18 protein-coding genes are annotated in these 14821 nt (G+C 41.7%); 11 read left to right on the top strand and 7 right to left on the bottom strand.

All coding sequences use genetic code 11. The features are described 5' to 3' along the window. Positions 1-8: 8 nt before the first annotated feature. Positions 9-557: a site-specific integrase gene (locus HWQ38_RS00215; protein ID WP_292788926.1), complete on the bottom strand. Its 549-nt coding sequence runs from the start codon at positions 555-557 to the stop codon at positions 9-11. A gap of 161 nt (positions 558-718) precedes the next feature. On the opposite strand from HWQ38_RS00215, the gene parA reads away from it, so the two are divergent. Together parA and HWQ38_RS00205 are read left to right on the top strand one after the other, a co-directional pair. After that, positions 719-1351 carry a ParA family partition ATPase gene (parA, locus tag HWQ38_RS00210; RefSeq protein ID WP_292788924.1) on the top strand — a complete coding sequence of 211 codons (633 nt, stop codon included), beginning with the start codon at positions 719-721 and terminating at the stop codon, positions 1349-1351. Continuing rightward, a complete protein-coding gene (locus HWQ38_RS00205; RefSeq protein WP_292788921.1) occupies positions 1352-1606 on the top strand; it encodes a CopG family transcriptional regulator in 255 nt (84 codons plus the stop codon). A gap of 171 nt (positions 1607-1777) precedes the next feature. Here HWQ38_RS00205 and HWQ38_RS40295 read toward each other — a convergent pair whose 3' ends face one another. From HWQ38_RS40295 to HWQ38_RS00195, 3 genes are all read right to left on the bottom strand, one after another. Beyond that, the gene (locus tag HWQ38_RS40295; protein WP_366933194.1) at positions 1778-2047 is read right to left on the bottom strand and encodes a DUF3883 domain-containing protein; all 270 of its coding nucleotides are present in this window, start codon (positions 2045-2047) and stop codon (positions 1778-1780) included. 145 nt (positions 2048-2192) lie between these two features. Next, complete coding sequence (locus HWQ38_RS00200; protein ID WP_292788918.1) at positions 2193-2501, bottom strand: hypothetical protein; 309 nt, start codon at positions 2499-2501, stop codon at positions 2193-2195. A gap of 9 nt (positions 2502-2510) precedes the next feature. After that, the gene (locus tag HWQ38_RS00195; protein WP_292788915.1) at positions 2511-2999 is read right to left on the bottom strand and encodes a hypothetical protein; all 489 of its coding nucleotides are present in this window, start codon (positions 2997-2999) and stop codon (positions 2511-2513) included. A gap of 514 nt (positions 3000-3513) precedes the next feature. On the opposite strand from HWQ38_RS00195, the gene HWQ38_RS00190 reads away from it, so the two are divergent. Both HWQ38_RS00190 and HWQ38_RS00185 read left to right on the top strand, forming a co-directional pair. Next, entirely contained in the window at positions 3514-4224 is a 711-nt protein-coding gene (locus HWQ38_RS00190; protein ID WP_292788913.1) for a hypothetical protein, read from the top strand. Positions 4225-4319: 95 nt separating this feature from the next. Continuing rightward, positions 4320-5138: a hypothetical protein gene (locus tag HWQ38_RS00185; protein ID WP_292788911.1), complete on the top strand. Its 819-nt coding sequence runs from the start codon at positions 4320-4322 to the stop codon at positions 5136-5138. A gap of 227 nt (positions 5139-5365) precedes the next feature. Here HWQ38_RS00185 and HWQ38_RS00180 read toward each other — a convergent pair whose 3' ends face one another. Next, positions 5366-5599, bottom strand: a complete 234-nt coding sequence (locus HWQ38_RS00180; protein WP_292788908.1) for a hypothetical protein — start codon at positions 5597-5599, stop codon at positions 5366-5368. 22 nt (positions 5600-5621) lie between these two features. On the opposite strand from HWQ38_RS00180, the gene HWQ38_RS00175 reads away from it, so the two are divergent. Then, positions 5622-7526, top strand: coding sequence for a hypothetical protein (locus tag HWQ38_RS00175; RefSeq protein ID WP_292788904.1), 1905 nt, complete (start codon positions 5622-5624; stop codon positions 7524-7526). A gap of 386 nt (positions 7527-7912) precedes the next feature. Here HWQ38_RS00175 and HWQ38_RS00170 read toward each other — a convergent pair whose 3' ends face one another. Together HWQ38_RS00170 and HWQ38_RS00165 are read right to left on the bottom strand one after the other, a co-directional pair. After that, the gene (locus HWQ38_RS00170; protein ID WP_292788901.1) at positions 7913-10102 is read right to left on the bottom strand and encodes a hypothetical protein; all 2190 of its coding nucleotides are present in this window, start codon (positions 10100-10102) and stop codon (positions 7913-7915) included. A 297-nt stretch (positions 10103-10399) separates the two neighbouring features. After that, positions 10400-10909, bottom strand: a complete 510-nt coding sequence (locus HWQ38_RS00165; protein WP_292788898.1) for a hypothetical protein — start codon at positions 10907-10909, stop codon at positions 10400-10402. A 167-nt stretch (positions 10910-11076) separates the two neighbouring features. Here HWQ38_RS00165 and HWQ38_RS00160 point away from each other — a divergent pair, with 167 nt between their 5' ends. From HWQ38_RS00160 to HWQ38_RS00135, 6 genes are all read left to right on the top strand, one after another. After that, positions 11077-11712, top strand: coding sequence for an AAA family ATPase (locus HWQ38_RS00160; RefSeq protein ID WP_292788895.1), 636 nt, complete (start codon positions 11077-11079; stop codon positions 11710-11712). Further along, a complete protein-coding gene (locus HWQ38_RS00155; RefSeq protein WP_292788892.1) occupies positions 11709-12029 on the top strand; it encodes a ribbon-helix-helix protein, CopG family in 321 nt (106 codons plus the stop codon). Before HWQ38_RS00160 ends, HWQ38_RS00155 begins: the two co-directional genes overlap by 4 nt. A gap of 102 nt (positions 12030-12131) precedes the next feature. After that, positions 12132-12479 (top strand): hypothetical protein, encoded by a 348-nt coding sequence (locus tag HWQ38_RS00150; protein WP_292788889.1) that lies wholly within the window; start codon positions 12132-12134, stop codon positions 12477-12479. Between the two features lie 151 nt (positions 12480-12630). After that, complete coding sequence (locus HWQ38_RS00145) at positions 12631-13536, top strand: restriction endonuclease subunit S (protein WP_292788886.1); 906 nt, start codon at positions 12631-12633, stop codon at positions 13534-13536. 35 nt (positions 13537-13571) lie between these two features. Beyond that, positions 13572-14069, top strand: a complete 498-nt coding sequence (locus HWQ38_RS00140; RefSeq protein ID WP_292788883.1) for a DUF4365 domain-containing protein — start codon at positions 13572-13574, stop codon at positions 14067-14069. Further along, on the top strand, positions 14066-14605 hold the full coding sequence (locus tag HWQ38_RS00135; protein ID WP_292788880.1) for a hypothetical protein: 540 nt from the start codon (positions 14066-14068) through the stop codon (positions 14603-14605). The genes HWQ38_RS00140 and HWQ38_RS00135 overlap by 4 nt, the downstream gene beginning before the upstream one ends. The last annotated feature ends 216 nt before the right edge of the window (positions 14606-14821 follow it).

The following is a 14821-nucleotide window of genomic DNA, read 5'->3' as shown; positions in this document are numbered from 1 at the left end:
AGCTATGATTACCATCGCCTCCATTCTGTTATGGTTATAGTTTGAAAACACGCCCTAGCCCCGGTGTAGTAGAGGAATTGAATCAAAGCGACATCGCGCTCCTTAGTGGTAAGTGCTACCATCGTCATTACTTCCATTTCACTAAGAATCCGCTCGGCGAGTGTATCTTTAGCTTTGGGCAGCAAGGTATCATCAGCGGCGTTGAAGGATAAATATTTAATTTTGCAGCCGTAATTTAAAAGACTTTTAACAGCAGAAATTCTCCTTGCGCGGCTGGCTGGTGCTAGAGGCTTTCCGGTTATAGTGGGGTGAACCTCTAAAAAATCTGCGAAAGCTTGAACATCATTTATATTGATAGTCCGCAAGTCGATATCATTTAACCGCACTTGAAGAGGATTCTCGCTCAACAGAAAACCGAAAAAACAGCGAATATCGTTTTCATAAGCACGGTGAGATTCTTTACTGCGTTTAGTCGCCAACCACAGCGAGACAAGCTGCGCGGTGTTGGCAATATCAGCCATGCTCCTAGTGGGAGTCTGCTGGTTATGTGTCAACATAGATACAACAACATTATATTAATAACCCTGCCCCGCTTTGGTAGGGTTTATTCTTTTGATTTAATCGCCGATAAACTTCGTTATCGGCTATAGCGATCGCACCCTACCCAAAAGACCAATTTTCTGTAAATGTATAAATACGATTTCCTTTATTTACAGAAATGATTATTTCAGTACAGAACCAAAAAGGTGGCGTGGGCAAGACAACACTGGCGATTCATATAAGTCATGGGCTGGTGTTGAAAGGTCACAATGTGTTGTTAGTAGATGCAGATCCACAAGGGTCATCACGAGATTGGGCAGCAGCACGTGGAGAGAAACCCCCATTTCCAGTAGTCGGATTAGACCGCCCTACCATTCACCGTGATTTACCAACCCTTGCAAAAGATTATGACCATGTGGTGATTGATGGCCCGCCGCGAGTCTCGGATTTAGCACGAAGTGCAATTATTGCGGCAGATTTGGTTGTGATTCCTATTCAACCCAGTCCTTATGATATTTGGGCAGCTGTTGAAGTTATCAAACTGATCACAGAAGCTTCTGTATTTAAAGAAAACATTAAAGCTGTATTTGTAATTAATCGTAAAATCGTAAATACGGCAATTGGACGGGATGTAGTGGAAGCGCTTGAGCAGTACCCCTTCCCAGTGTTGAAGTCAGCTATCAGCCAGCGAGTTGTGTTTGCGGAATCGGCAGCATCAGGCAATACGGTTTTTGAAGTTGACAAGAATGGTTCTGCTGCCAAGGAAGTAAAAGCGCTGGTAAATGAATTATTGAAACTGGGGGTTGAATAAATGTCAGCGAAAAAGGTCAATTTTGGGAAAAAACCTGAAGCACTCCAATCCGTAGATTTAGAGCAATGGGTGAGCGATCGCGAGTCTGTTGTATCCCAACCGGAGCAAGCGCAACCTGAAAAAATGAAGCGTTTAACCTTGGATATCCCTGAATCTTTGCATAAAGCAATTAAACGTCAAGCAGTAGATGCAGGGGTAACAATGGCTGATCTGCTGCGAGACTTGTTAGAGCAGCACTATGGAACTCAACAGTAAAAGCGTATTTACAGAAATAAGGAAATACTGAGAGCGGGGGAGGCAGAGGTGGGGGCGATTGCTGTTGGACTTGTTAAATAGCGTTAATCAAACTGATAAACGGCATTTTTTTAGGCAGAAACAATAAACATAAATGCAATTGTTATGTGTTGACTTATTTATCGTTTTCAGTTAGTCAAGATGAGCTATTTCTAATTTTATAAATATCAGTGTTGGATCTGTGGTAATATTGAACACTCTTGCTATTAAATATGTTTCTGCTGTTTCCATTAGAGCAAATTCTTTAGTTGAAATATAGAAAGGTATTTTCTCTTCATTTTTGCTATATGGAGTTGCTTTGCTATCAATGTATATCTCTTTTCCATCCTCTACAACTTTAAAGTCGTGATTTGCAGTTGTATTCTGCTGTTTATTAAGCCAAAAAACTTCTAATGTGTTTATTATTTTATCCTATGTCACAGTTTCTTTTATGCTGATTATTTGGAAACCAGTTTCAGTTTCTTGTATAGAATAATTATATTTTTGACTGTAGATTCTCTTTAGCTCTTCATAAACAAACTCCTCACCTTTTCTACCTAAATCTTCATCATTTTATATCTGGGTTTTCAAAATATGTATTAGAAACGTAAAAATCATACTTATAAATGGATTCAATACGTAACTCTGGCTCATAAAAATCAGATAAATAAGCAGTTTCGGCAGAAATCAAGTTTTTATCTTGAGTTAGAATTTTCAGCTTTTGTAATCCTTCATAATGTTGCTCGTGCAATCTACCTTTTTTATGGGCATTAAAAAGGTATCTTCCAATTTGTAAAGCATTTTCTTCAGTAATATAAGTTTCGGCTTGAGCAATAATCGTTTTTTCTATAAAGCTCAAATCCGAAGGTTCTTTCACTCCTAAATATTAAAGCCAATTCTTAATGCTAGAATTTTGATTAATTTGAGTAAGTACATCACTGTGGATTATACTTATATCCGAACTAAAATCTTCTGAAAACTCAACAGAAGGAAAATAAATATGTTTGGGACTTTTAATTTTTTGGTTCTGATCAAAAATAAATGGTGTATTCTTTAATTTTTCATTCCAAATAATTTTTTCATCCTGATTTAAACTGTGTGATTGTTTATACATAAATGAAACAAGTGTAAAATTATCTTCTAATTGGTGTTCATTTATAAAAACATCAGACACCAAAAGACTTTCTAAATCATCAATATCAAATATCTTAACCCCTATTCTGCTCAAAGCATCTATAGGTTTGATATCTGATACCAAAGACTGAATGGTAAAATTATTTTGCAGTTTTTGATTGATGTAATTTATGAATGTTTGCTTGCTAATCACATTAGAAATATTGGTTTTATCAAAAATAGATTGGCTAACTTTTAGCAATTCTCCGTTTTCGTTAGGAACAAAAGCAATTGTATCGATAGCTTCTTTGTAGCCTCTGTTAAAACTTTTTTCTAATGCGCTAAATCCTGGAGTTTAGACTAAAAGCGATATGAGAGAACGCAAATCAAAAGGAACTTAGAGATTAAAAATATTCTCCAGTTAGCCTCAAAGCATCCGCGACCTTTAATAATCATGTAGTATATTTATTCACATTATAATACAATAATGATAATCATTAAAATGGTGGGAGAGAAACGAGCATCGCTCGTTTCTCTCCCACCCCCGCTAATTTGATTATCATTATCTCTGGGCTGAGGCTAGATGGGGAATGATCAAGAAAAAAAGGGGTGTCTGATTGAATACAGTCCCCCTTTTGGCGGAAGGTGAGAAAAGAACTACCATTACTCACCTACCAACATGAAAAATGCCAGACTTGAAGAGTTTCGTCAAGTAGCCCACAAATATTTAGGTAGAGCCAAGGACGGCCAGTATTCCCGCAGATATTCTCGTTCGGTTGCGTTCAAATTTGTGTTTATGGGGCGAACCAGGAGCTTATTCTGGCAAGGGCTGTCCCAGAAAACATGGTGATAAGTTCAAGTTGAATGAACCAACAACATGGGGTGAAGCAGCATCTGTCTTCGAGGTAGACGATCCGAAACTAAAACGGGTACGGGTTAGCCTTTGGAAAAATCTGCATTTCCGTAAAGCGGCGACACGCTCGATGTCAATGATCAGAGTTGAACGTATTGACGAACAAGGTAATCAACGAATATCGAAACCTTTGTGGTTAGCTTGGGTAGGAGAAGAAATGCCTCCAATAGAAGAAATTTGGCGACTTTACTTGCGTCGCTTTACCATTGACCACTGGTATCGCTTTTTAAAACAACCTTTACATTGGACTGTGCCTAAATTAAGTACTCCCAAACAATGTGAGCGCTGGAGTGACTTGATGCCTCTGATGACTTGGGAATTGTGGTTAGCCCGTGATATCGTTGCTGACAATCCTCTACCTTGGCAGAAGTCTTTTGACAAATTGACCCCCGGACGAGTTGCTCAAGCTATGGGAGGAGTTTTCGCGGTGATTGGTACTCCTACCCGTCCACCCAAACCTCGCGGAAAGTCTCCAGGCTGGAAGACCGATCAACCACGTAAACGTAGAATTCGCTACCCCATAGTAAAAAAAACTACAACCAAGCCTCGCAAAGAGCAATCAGAATCTGCTTAGTGCTGTAGATTTTCATATCTGAAGTCTGTTTCTTTTCAACTCAGCGTTGCTGAGTCTTTTCTTATTGCCTAGTCTAAACTCCAGAACTTAAACAGGTGTGTAAACATTTAGCCGTTAGACCAATTTCAGTTTGGGATAGTGAATATGGGTGTGCGCCTTTTGTGTTGAAAACTGCCAGTATTCCCGCAGATATTCTGGTAAGATTGCGCTCAAATCTTTGTTTATGGGGTGAACCTGAAGCTTATTCGGGTAAAGGACGACCCAAAAAACACGGGTCTAAATTCAAACTTAATGAGTCCACGACATGGAGTGATGCAGAATCTGTTTTAGAATTGGATGATCCGAAACTACAACGAGTAAGGGTTAGCCTCTGGAAGAATTTACATTTCCGTAAAGCGGCAGCGCGTCCGATGTTACTCCTGCGGGTTGAACGTCTCAATGCACAAGGTCACTTGAGATTGTTAAAACCTTTGTGGTTGGCTTGGGTGGGAGAGGAAATGCCTTCAATAGAAGAAGTTTGGCGACTTTACTTGCGTCGCTTTACCGTTGAACACTGGTATCGTTTTTTGAAACAACGCTTACATTGGACTGTTCCCAAGCTAGGCACTCCTAAACAATGCGAGCGGTGGAGTGACTTAATGCCTTTTATGACTTGGGAGTTGTGGTTAGCTCCTGATATTGTGACTGATAATCCTTTACCTTGGCAGAAGTCACTCGATAATTTGACTCCTGGACGAGTCGCTCAAGCTATGGGTGGAGTTTTTGCGCTGATTGGTACTCCAGCCCTTCCACCCAAACCTCGCGGAAAGTCCCCTGGTTGGGAAGCAGGAAAAAAGCGTCACCGTAAAAACCGATGCCCGATTGTTAAAAAAACAGTAACACGACCACGTAAAGAAGCATCTGTTGCTGTTTAATACCTTAGATTATTCATACTTTTGCTAAGTCTCTGATTAACTCAGCCCTGCTGGGTCATTTTGTATGGCTTAGTCTAAACTCCAGTAAAAAGGCTTATCGATGCATCTCGCGGATTCTTTGGGGAAAAGAACATATACCAGCTTCTATTAACGATTGGCTGGACAGTAGCGGGGCTGAACTCTCAAGAAATATTTGCTCAGGAAAGTTCTTTTCCAATTGGCAATGGCTACGGGGTAGCTGGAAGTCTCAAGACTATAGGATCTGAAACGGCAGCATCACTAATCGGTAAGAATTGGCCAGAACTCGGAATACTTGTGAGAGTCAGCACATCTGCTCTGTATGAGCTTGGCTCTAGGTTAGGCTCGATACCTTTCTTTTGGGATGATCCACCACGATGCTCAGAAACTGAGGAACTAGCTAAAAACTGGTTTAATCGCAAGCCACGCCGAGTTCGGGGCAACCAACAAACTCCTCACTCCCCAATGGCGATAATAAGCAACCACGTACTTGGCGGAGAGCAAGCCGCAACTTACACCCGAATTACGCGGATTCCTTATGATGTGGCTACTGGTGGCGATAAAGCAGCATTTCAAGAACTGAAAGCAGCACAGGCAGAAGCAAGCGGTGCATTTCCACAGCTGATAGCACTTGGTTATCCCAAAAAAGCTATCGATGAGATTGAGTCAGAGTTATTGCAGTATCTGCCATACGCCCACGCCCGGATTGCCCAAAACCTTGCAATTGTCACTTGGTACGCTCAAAAAATCGTAGACATGACGGGTGGTGCTGAAAACATAAAGCAATGGGTAATAGAGAATTGCTGTAATTCTGAAAATGATAGCGATGCGAGTGGTGATTCCCTCAAAGACTACCTAGATAAAATCCTGACACTAGAAGCAGAAAATTTAATCGGTGACTGGAACTTCAAACGCAACGTTGAGCGCGACGGACAGCTATATCACGCACTTTACGCTCACGATGCTTGGAAGTTACTCGATCACAGATTCAAACCAGCAACTTACAACGAGCGTTCACTAAAAGCCTTGGTTATCAAAGCGGGTGGCATAACTAACATAACGTCTCGTTTCTCTTGCACTCGTGACGAAGTACTAGCTTATAAACGCGCATTGCTAGTTCCACGGACAGATGCCGATGGAAATGAGATTAATCCCTATCTACCGGAAACCCTACCCAGAAAAGCTTGGCTGATTCCAGCATCACTCTGGGATGAGGGAGGAAACACAGATAAGCCTGTAACCACTCCCGTAACCACTGTAACCACCTGTAACCAGAATCCGGTTACACCCTCAAACCCTGATGAAATAAGGGACTTTGAGCCTTCAAATACTAACTGTAACCATGTAACCAATAAAAATGAATTAGAAAAAGAAAAAGAAGATGAAAAAAAATTCAACACCATAGTAAATCCAACCACTCCAGGAATTGAACCTTGTAACCAAAACTCCGGTTACACTGGTTACACCCCATTGGAAAATGAAAAAACTGAGGAAAATCAAGACTTTCAGCCTGTAACCACCACAGACGCCGCATCGGTTACAACGAGTAACGCGGTTACAGTGCTAGAACCTATCCAAGATGCTAATCCACAGCACATCACTGCCAGCGAACCACTGCGGAAGAGAATAGATGATGCGTGGGACGATAACTTGAAACTGGGTGAGATAGTTATTGAAGCTGACCAGGATGAGTGGTCTAGGGTGCTAGTGGAATACACCTTTGAGCAAATAACTCATATAAATGATGCTGTGATTATTGTCGCGGAACAAAATCCAGATAGTCTGTATCCTCCAGGGATTTTGGTAGATCCTGAGAAAGTTGACGATAATGCTGAGTATATTCGAGAGGCGATCGCTGATTCAGATTGGGCGATAATTGCCGCGTTGACTGAGAAATGGAAAAAAGAGTTTAAGAAAGCCGTCTGGGAAAAACTCTCACCCGAAGAACATAAGTCAGTAAAGCATCTGAAAGAGCTTGCCCCTAAGCCGGAAGCTCAGGAACCGAACTTATCAGAGAATACCCCAACCATTGAGAATTTAGCCGAATCTGCTGAGAATTTAAACAAGTGCGTGTTATCTGACACCAGCACAGGGGAAAGTACAGTACCGGAAGCCCTGGTGATAGTTCAGCCCACCTCGCCGTTACCTGATAAGAATAATGTCAATAATGGCATCCATGTATTTCAATGGAAAACCGGGGATAGGGTGGACTATCTTGGAGAACAAGTAAGCGTATTTGAAGTAATTGCTGGAGATGAGTTTGTTACCGTTATTCGTCGAAATGGCGAGAAGTTTAAGGCAGAAAAGTTTCTCCTCTTCCCCTTTAAGTCAAGCGATGCCAAAGGCGGCAAGCTACGCAAAAATGAATAACCTATTATTACCGCAATGCTGGGGAGTTTAATTTAACAAGGCTTGCTCAAACTCCCTCCATCTTTTCTGTGCGATGGCAACGAGAACACCGAAAGCATCGCATCTGGGTTGACTAATTTAGAGTTCGCCCATGAGTAAAAATCCTGTAATCCCGTATTTACAGGCATTACAGCAAATTCCTTGCCAGTAATCTATTCCCCAATTGGGGAAAAATTAGTTGGAGTTGTTAATGCGATCGCCGGGTGAGAGAATCATGGACAGAGAAAAAAGCAATCAAACCAATCCCCCAAAATCAACTCATCGAGACTATTACGAGGATTTCGGGGGAAGTATGATCGGAACAGAAACCGAGTTAAGCTTAAAAGTCTTATTAGATTAATATCGGTTTAAACTCTCACGAATGAACCTTTGGTGATGAATTTACCTACGAGATTATCAAGCTTGATAAACTTATTTGAATCCTCTTCGGGTGTGTCAAAGTTACAAGCAATGGTGCTGTAATCTATTGTGGTCGTGGCATAGCTAGAGTTAGAGTTGTAAATCCCGCCACCCCTGCCAGACTCTTCTTGACCAGAACTGAGTTCGATCCCGAAAGCTTTATTGTGCCTGATAATGCTATTGCCTACTGTTAAGGTGGCATTGTTGTAGATGCCACCGCCAAAGTGTGCCTGATTGCCACTAATACTGCTGTGGTTCACGTTAACGATGCCTAAGCCCTTGTATGTAATAGTAACCGAATTATCACTGCTTTCAAGAAATTCCACTATCTTCCCAAAGTCTTGGTCGGCATCATTGTAGATCCCACCGCCAGATGTCCCTGCTGTATTACCACTAATCCTGCTATGACTTACAGTAACGATACCTAATATATTGTAGCTGCTGGACTCGTTAAAGCCAGGGTAGGAGATGCTGAACTCATTAAAGCTAGAGTTGTAGATGCCGCCGCCGTTGTCCGTGGCATAGTTATTACTGATGGTGCTGTAATTCATCAGTAGGGTTCCATAATTGTAGATGCCACCTCCAGTGGATGCATGATTGTCACTAATAGTGCTATTGCTCACAGTCAGGTTGCCATAACTTACCCTATCAGGTGATTTGTAGACAGGATAGGTAAAGCCACCGTTATAGATGCCGCCTCCACCTTTAAGTGCCGTATTGCCACTAATGGTACTGTTAGTTACAATTAAAATACCCAAATTATAGATGCTGCCGCCGTCTGCCCCTGCCGAATTGCCATTAATGATGCTGTTAGTCACATTTATAGTGCTGGACGTGAAATTAGGAATATCATTCTGCACTTCAGAATAATTATAGATGCCGCCGCCGTCTGTTCCTGCCGAATTGTTACTGATGATGCTGTTAATTACATTTAAAGTATTAGGGGTTAAGCCGGGAATAGATATGATGATCGCGCCAGTAGTATCATAGCTCCCGCCGCCGCCGGCACCATCATAGATCCCACCGCCGTTGCCTTTTAGTGCCGAGTTGCCACTAATGATACTATTACTCACGGTTATAGTAATACCACTGTAGGCGTCCTCGTAGTCGCCAACACCGATCCCGCCGCCACTAAAACTTGCCGTGTTGTCACTAATACTGCTATTACTAACTGATAAAGTTTGGCTATCCTCCGAAATGTCAATGTAGATGCCGCCGCCGTTATTTGCAGTGTTGCCACTGATGATGCTGTTGTTCACTGTTGTATTGCTATAATAGCGGCCTTCGATCCCGCCGCCGCTATTTGCAGTATTGTTACTGATGATGCTGTAGTTCACGGTCAAGCTGTCAGTATTATAAATGCCGCCGCCACTGCCGTAGAAGTTGCCGATGCTGGCACTGCCGCCATTTGCAGTGTTGTTACTGATGATGCTGTGATTCACGATCAGGCTGCCACCAGTGTTGTAAATTCCGCCGCCGAGACCAGTACTTGCTGTGTTGCCAGCGATGGTGCTGTAGTTAACGGTTGTTATGGTGGGATTACTATAGTTGCTTTCGATGCCGCCGCCACCGCTACTTGCAGTGTTGTCAGTGATGCTGCTGTGGTTGACTGTTAGGCTGCCAGTGTTGTAAATACCGCCCCCGCCGCTACTTGCAGTATTGTTACTGATGATGCTGTGATTCACGGTCAGGCTGCCAGTGTTGTAAATGCCGCCACCCTGGCCGAGGAGGTATCCGCCATCTGTTGTGTTGATCTTTGCGCTGTTGCCAGTGATGATGCTATTGCTCAAGGTCAGGATGCCTTCATTGGATATGGCACCTCCTCCTCCTGTGCCATCGTAGCTATTGGTAATAGTCAGCCCGTTGATTGCAGATGTTGCACCACTGCCAATATCAAAAACACGGTCAGGACTATCATCCTTAATTGTTAGTTTGCTGGGATTTGTGCCTTGAATGGTAAGGTTGTCTGTGATACTGAGACTACTACCAGTCAGATTGATCATATGAGCCAGCCCATCAGAAAACAGTCCACCAAAATTGATGATATTTGTTCCGCCAGCGAGATCCGCATTTAGAATTCCCTGCCGCAGTGAACCTGCACCACTGTTGTTGATGTTAGTGACGGTAAATGTAGACATTCAGATGACTCCAATTTTTTGACGTTGTATAAAAATTGATATCAAGAATCATGCTGATACTACTACGAATATGCAAGCATTTTTTCTACTGCTACCATCTGTGAAACGTCAAAGTCAATTTCAGTAAATCACAAAGTTTTTTTCAAGGATGATCATCGATTAAATTCTCCGTACTTGGTTTTTCCCAAATTGGGAATATGACTCAATCACTCAACCCAGTTTTTAACCTGATTTAACCCAGAGGACAGGAGTTAACCAGCAATAGTCAAATTCATCAATACCTTGCAGCCGGTTCTATCAAGGTTTTACACGTTGCCCAGTGAGAGTGAACGTTCCCGCTACCGGGGCATAATCTACGAGCGGATTTGCTTTTAGTGAGAAGATACGAAATGTTATTGTTGCTTGCACTGTCTCAGCTTTCGGATCAAAAGTCGCACGAAAATTGCCTCTGCTAATTGAGCCGGGTAACGTTGCTGTTGGGTAATTGAATTGGAGTGTCGTGCCAGTAATCTCTCTGGAAGAGATACACTTCCAACTGCCTTGTATATTACCAAACGGTTGGGAACCGGGAACACCGCTTTGGCTCGAACTACTGAAAAAAAAGTTGCCATCTTCGGTGTACGTTGAAATCCCACGAAACGAACCGAACTCAGGAGAGTTTGTTGTCGTGAGGTATGTGCCTGTCACAAGTTTGCGACAATCCGTTATCGGTTGAGATAAGACTTTGTGCATATTCACGAAGAAAGTAGTTGTGAGTGCCAACAGTACACAAATCGTTAACGTGACGAAAGCATTGCGAGTTTTCATTCCAAAACATCCACTTATAAGTACCAATTACCATTTATTTGGCAAATCTAATAATACTAAGAATGGGAATTCTCTTTAAAAAGAATTAAGGATGTGAAATCTACTGCATTATTCTACTGCATTGCCCATCGGCTATAGTGGAATTGCAGTAAGATAATGCAGTAAAAATGACAGTAATCTGTTTTGCGAATCTTAAGGGCGGCGTGGGCAAATCTAGCACTGCCGTGCATTTTATTTACTGGTTGGTGGCTATCAAAAAGAAGAAAGTAATAGTTGTTGATGCCGATGGTCAGGGCAGTACATCAACATGGTTAGAATCCTTGGAGTTGGATATTCCCGTCCACCGGATTATCGACCCTGATACGCTGGCTGAAGAAATTCCTCAACTTGAAAAAGAAGCAGATTTTCTGATAGTGGACAATGCTGGTAATCTCGGTGATGCCACCAGATGCACATTGCTTACTGCAAAAATTACAGTAATTCCGATTACCCCTAGCGGACTGGATTTGATGTCAGCAGCGTCGGCGGTAAAGATGGTGCGGCAAATTCAAAATGCTAGGCAGGGGTTGCCCAAGGCTGGGATTTTCGTCAACAGAGCAATTAAAAATACTAAATTGCTTCGGGAAGCCCAAGAAGTCATCACTCAACTGGGTATCACTGGGTTTAAACAAGTAATTTATCAGCGCCAAGCGATCGCTGATTGCTTCCTCCAAAAAACTACTGTTTGGGGAATGAAGGGGTCACAGGAAGCTCAAGAGGATTACCACAAATTATTTTTGGAAATTCTGAGGCTAGCTAAATGAATAAAAAATCTCGGAATTCTCTAACAGATTTGCTATCTGAAATTAATTTGCAGGAACTGGAACCAGAGCCTACTGCAAAACTAAAACCAGAACGGCAGGTAAAACAACTCCAGAAATCTTCTCAAAAATCAACCCCTAATTTACTCGAAAAAATTAAGAAACAGCAGCCAGCAAAAATAACTCGGATCACTGTTGATTTAGATCCAGAAACCTATGAGCAGCTAGAACATCTTATCGAATATACAGGGCTAACAAAAGCCAAGTTACTCAGGGCTTTGATTAAAGAAACCGCAAAATTACTGCAAAAATCGCAGTAGAAAATACAGTAATTATAATACAAATACATTAATTTTTGCAGTAAAAAATTACTGCTGATTTAAATCCAAAAACTTATAAATAGCTTGCAGCTTGCATTTATCATGACAAACGATAAACCAGAACTCCCACAACCGAGGCTTGAACCTGCTAGTATTACTTTTGACCAATACAACGAATTTACCCCAGAGAAGTTGGAACTGAGCGATGGATACCTCGGCTACGGGGGACAAAACCAAGTTGGTTTTCATTTGGCTGTCTTAACGAATATGGGGTTATTAACTGCAATCCGTCGCACAGGTATGTCACTGTGGGTAGAAGCTCTAGACCGTGATGTACGGCAAAAGTTAGCAACTGTTAACGGCGAACCAGAAGTAGCAGAAGCGATGTTAAATCGGTTTAACAGGGCAATATCCGATTTAGCAGCGATCGCAGATTATCTTGAGGAGTAATATTTAGTGGCGCGTGGTCAGAAAAAAACCGAACCGAAGAATGGCAACGGAGCGAAATTAAGTTTTGAGCAAACCCTGTGGGCTGCTGACACCAAAGATGCGGCATGAAATGGTGAGTCACTCAGAAGGCTCAACTGTCTCACATATCAATATGTCAGACATTCGCAACCTAAAAATTCCACATCTTCCCCCTCTCCCTGAACAAAAAGCGATCGCCCACATCATCGGCATACTCGATGACAAAATCGAACTGAACCGGGAGATGAACCAGACGCTTGAAGCAATGGCACAGGCAATCTTCAAATCCTGGTTTGTGGACTTTGACCCCGTTCGCGCCAAGATGGAAGGACGACAACCCGCAGGGATGGATGCTGCAACTGCTGAATTTTTCCCTGATGAGTTTGAGGAGTCGGCGTTGGGGATCATTCCGAAGGGGTGGAGGGTGGCAACGCTTTCCGAGTCTTGTGAAAGTATTTACAGTGGAGGTACTCCAAGTACAAACAATTTAGAATACTGGAATGGGAATATTGCTTGGCTGTCATCTGGTGAGACTAGAAAGAAGTTCATCGATATAACAGAAAAAACAATAACTTCTCTAGGAGTAACAAATTCAAGCACACGTTTAGCGAAATCCGGTACTACAGTGATAGCTAGTGCTGGACAAGGAAATACGCGAGGTCAAACATCTCTTTTAATGATTGATAGTTATATTAATCAATCAATTGTTGCTTTAAAAGCAAATCCTAATATCATTTCAGATATGTATCTTTTCTTCAATCTCGCTCAACGTTATCAAGAATTTCGCCAGATTTCCGATTCACATAGTTCTAGGGGAAGCTTGACAACTAAATTGCTTGCACAATTAAAAATCATAATTACTTCAAATAAACAGATTTTGATTTTTGACAAAATAGTTAAACCAAATATTTATAAAATACTTTCTAATTTAACAGAATCCCGCACCCTCGCATCTATCCGCGACACCCTACTACCCAAACTCTTATCAGGCGAAATCCGCGTCAAAGAAGCTGAGAAAATAGCAGCAAAGACAATGTAAACTCAAAATTGCATCCAAAATAAACCCAATTATTAGTGGACATCAATCAACAGAAAGAACAATTTAGCAACGCATATCTCCAAGCCATCACCAGTGTTGCAGGTTATTCTCTCTACAAACCAGCCGTAGACGACGACAGCGTAGACTGGGGAATAGCAGCTACAGGTATTATGGGACGCATCCGTGCGCCTCGCTTAGAATTGCAGCTAAAATCAACATCAAGGGATGTCCTCAACGATAACGCTATCCGCTACCCTCTCAAACTGAAAAACTACAATGATTTACGAATGGTTGACTTTGCCGTTCCTAGAATCTTAATTGTAGTTTTACTTCCCGACAACTTAGGCGAGTGGGTGCAACAATCAGAACAAGAACTTTGTATGAGGTATTGCGGCTATTGGTTATCACTGCGAGGAATGCCCGAAACACAAAACACATCGACTGTAACTGTCACCATGCCAAGAAATAATCAATTTACAGTCGCTGCTCTCCAGTCAATTATGCAAGGTATCGGTCAAGGAGTACAACCATGAAAGTTACAGTGCAAGATGCGGAAATTATCAAAAATATAGAACCACAACAACTAAGAGAGTATTTGCAATCTCACGGTTGGCAAGAAGACCGAGCTTTTCTTGATAATGCCACAATCTGGCACAAGGAAGCACAAAAAGGAGAATTTGAAATCTTACTACCAAACACAAAAGATTTAGGAGATTATCTTCCGAGAATTCGTGAACTTATCGAAACAGTAGCAGATTCCGAAAATCTTTCTCCCCTCGAAATCTTAAGTGAATTTCTGAAGAATTATCCTCATCTCACAATTCAAGGCTTTGTCACGCAAATTGCAACTCCCAACGCCGATAAATTCAGTGGTGAAATTACCATTGTTTGTCCAGTGTTTGATAAACTACGCAAAATCAAAACTGAACTGCTCGACCATGATTATATTTTGGCAATCAAAGCTTACCAAGAACGCTTACCTGTAATTTGTACGGGTGATTTGGTTAAAGAAAATGAGACTTTTATTTTGAAAAATCCGCGAGATATTCAAATTGAGAATATCAGCTAATGACTTTATATCACCAGCCGATTGGTGGAAAACATTATTGGTTTAACTCCCCTCCCTACGGTGCTTTTGAGGTCGCACTTAAGGGTGGACATTGATAAAAAATATACTTATAGTGAGGCAAAAGTGTTGAATGTTAAGAGAAATCCGATAAAAACAGCCCAAAATATGTTAAATTTTGGGCGGAAGATTAAAGTATATCTATTTGATAGTGATGAT

Source organism: Nostoc sp. NMS7 (genome assembly GCF_017115085.1).
In the GTDB taxonomy this organism is placed as follows: Bacteria; Cyanobacteriota; Cyanobacteriia; order Cyanobacteriales; family Nostocaceae; genus Nostoc.
Note: the sequence above shows the minus strand (reverse complement) of the source record. Positions and strands in the feature narration are given on the sequence as shown.

Bases quoted from the DNA above. Each gene is read 5' to 3' on its own strand.
- HWQ38_RS00215 (WP_292788926.1), bottom strand. From the start codon at position 557: ATGTTGACACATAACCAGCAGACTCCCACTAGGAGCATGGCTGATATT.
- parA (WP_292788924.1), top strand. From the start codon at position 719: ATGATTATTTCAGTACAGAACCAAAAAGGTGGCGTGGGCAAGACAACA.
- HWQ38_RS00205 (WP_292788921.1), top strand. From the start codon at position 1,352: ATGTCAGCGAAAAAGGTCAATTTTGGGAAAAAACCTGAAGCACTCCAA.
- HWQ38_RS00175 (WP_292788904.1), top strand. From the start codon at position 5,622: ATGGCGATAATAAGCAACCACGTACTTGGCGGAGAGCAAGCCGCAACT.
- HWQ38_RS00170 (WP_292788901.1), bottom strand. From the start codon at position 10,102: ATGTCTACATTTACCGTCACTAACATCAACAACAGTGGTGCAGGTTCA.
- HWQ38_RS00165 (WP_292788898.1), bottom strand. From the start codon at position 10,909: ATGAAAACTCGCAATGCTTTCGTCACGTTAACGATTTGTGTACTGTTG.
- HWQ38_RS00160 (WP_292788895.1), top strand. From the start codon at position 11,077: ATGACAGTAATCTGTTTTGCGAATCTTAAGGGCGGCGTGGGCAAATCT.
- HWQ38_RS00155 (WP_292788892.1), top strand. From the start codon at position 11,709: ATGAATAAAAAATCTCGGAATTCTCTAACAGATTTGCTATCTGAAATT.
- HWQ38_RS00150 (WP_292788889.1), top strand. From the start codon at position 12,132: ATGACAAACGATAAACCAGAACTCCCACAACCGAGGCTTGAACCTGCT.
- HWQ38_RS00145 (WP_292788886.1), top strand. From the start codon at position 12,631: ATGTCAGACATTCGCAACCTAAAAATTCCACATCTTCCCCCTCTCCCT.
- HWQ38_RS00135 (WP_292788880.1), top strand. From the start codon at position 14,066: ATGAAAGTTACAGTGCAAGATGCGGAAATTATCAAAAATATAGAACCA.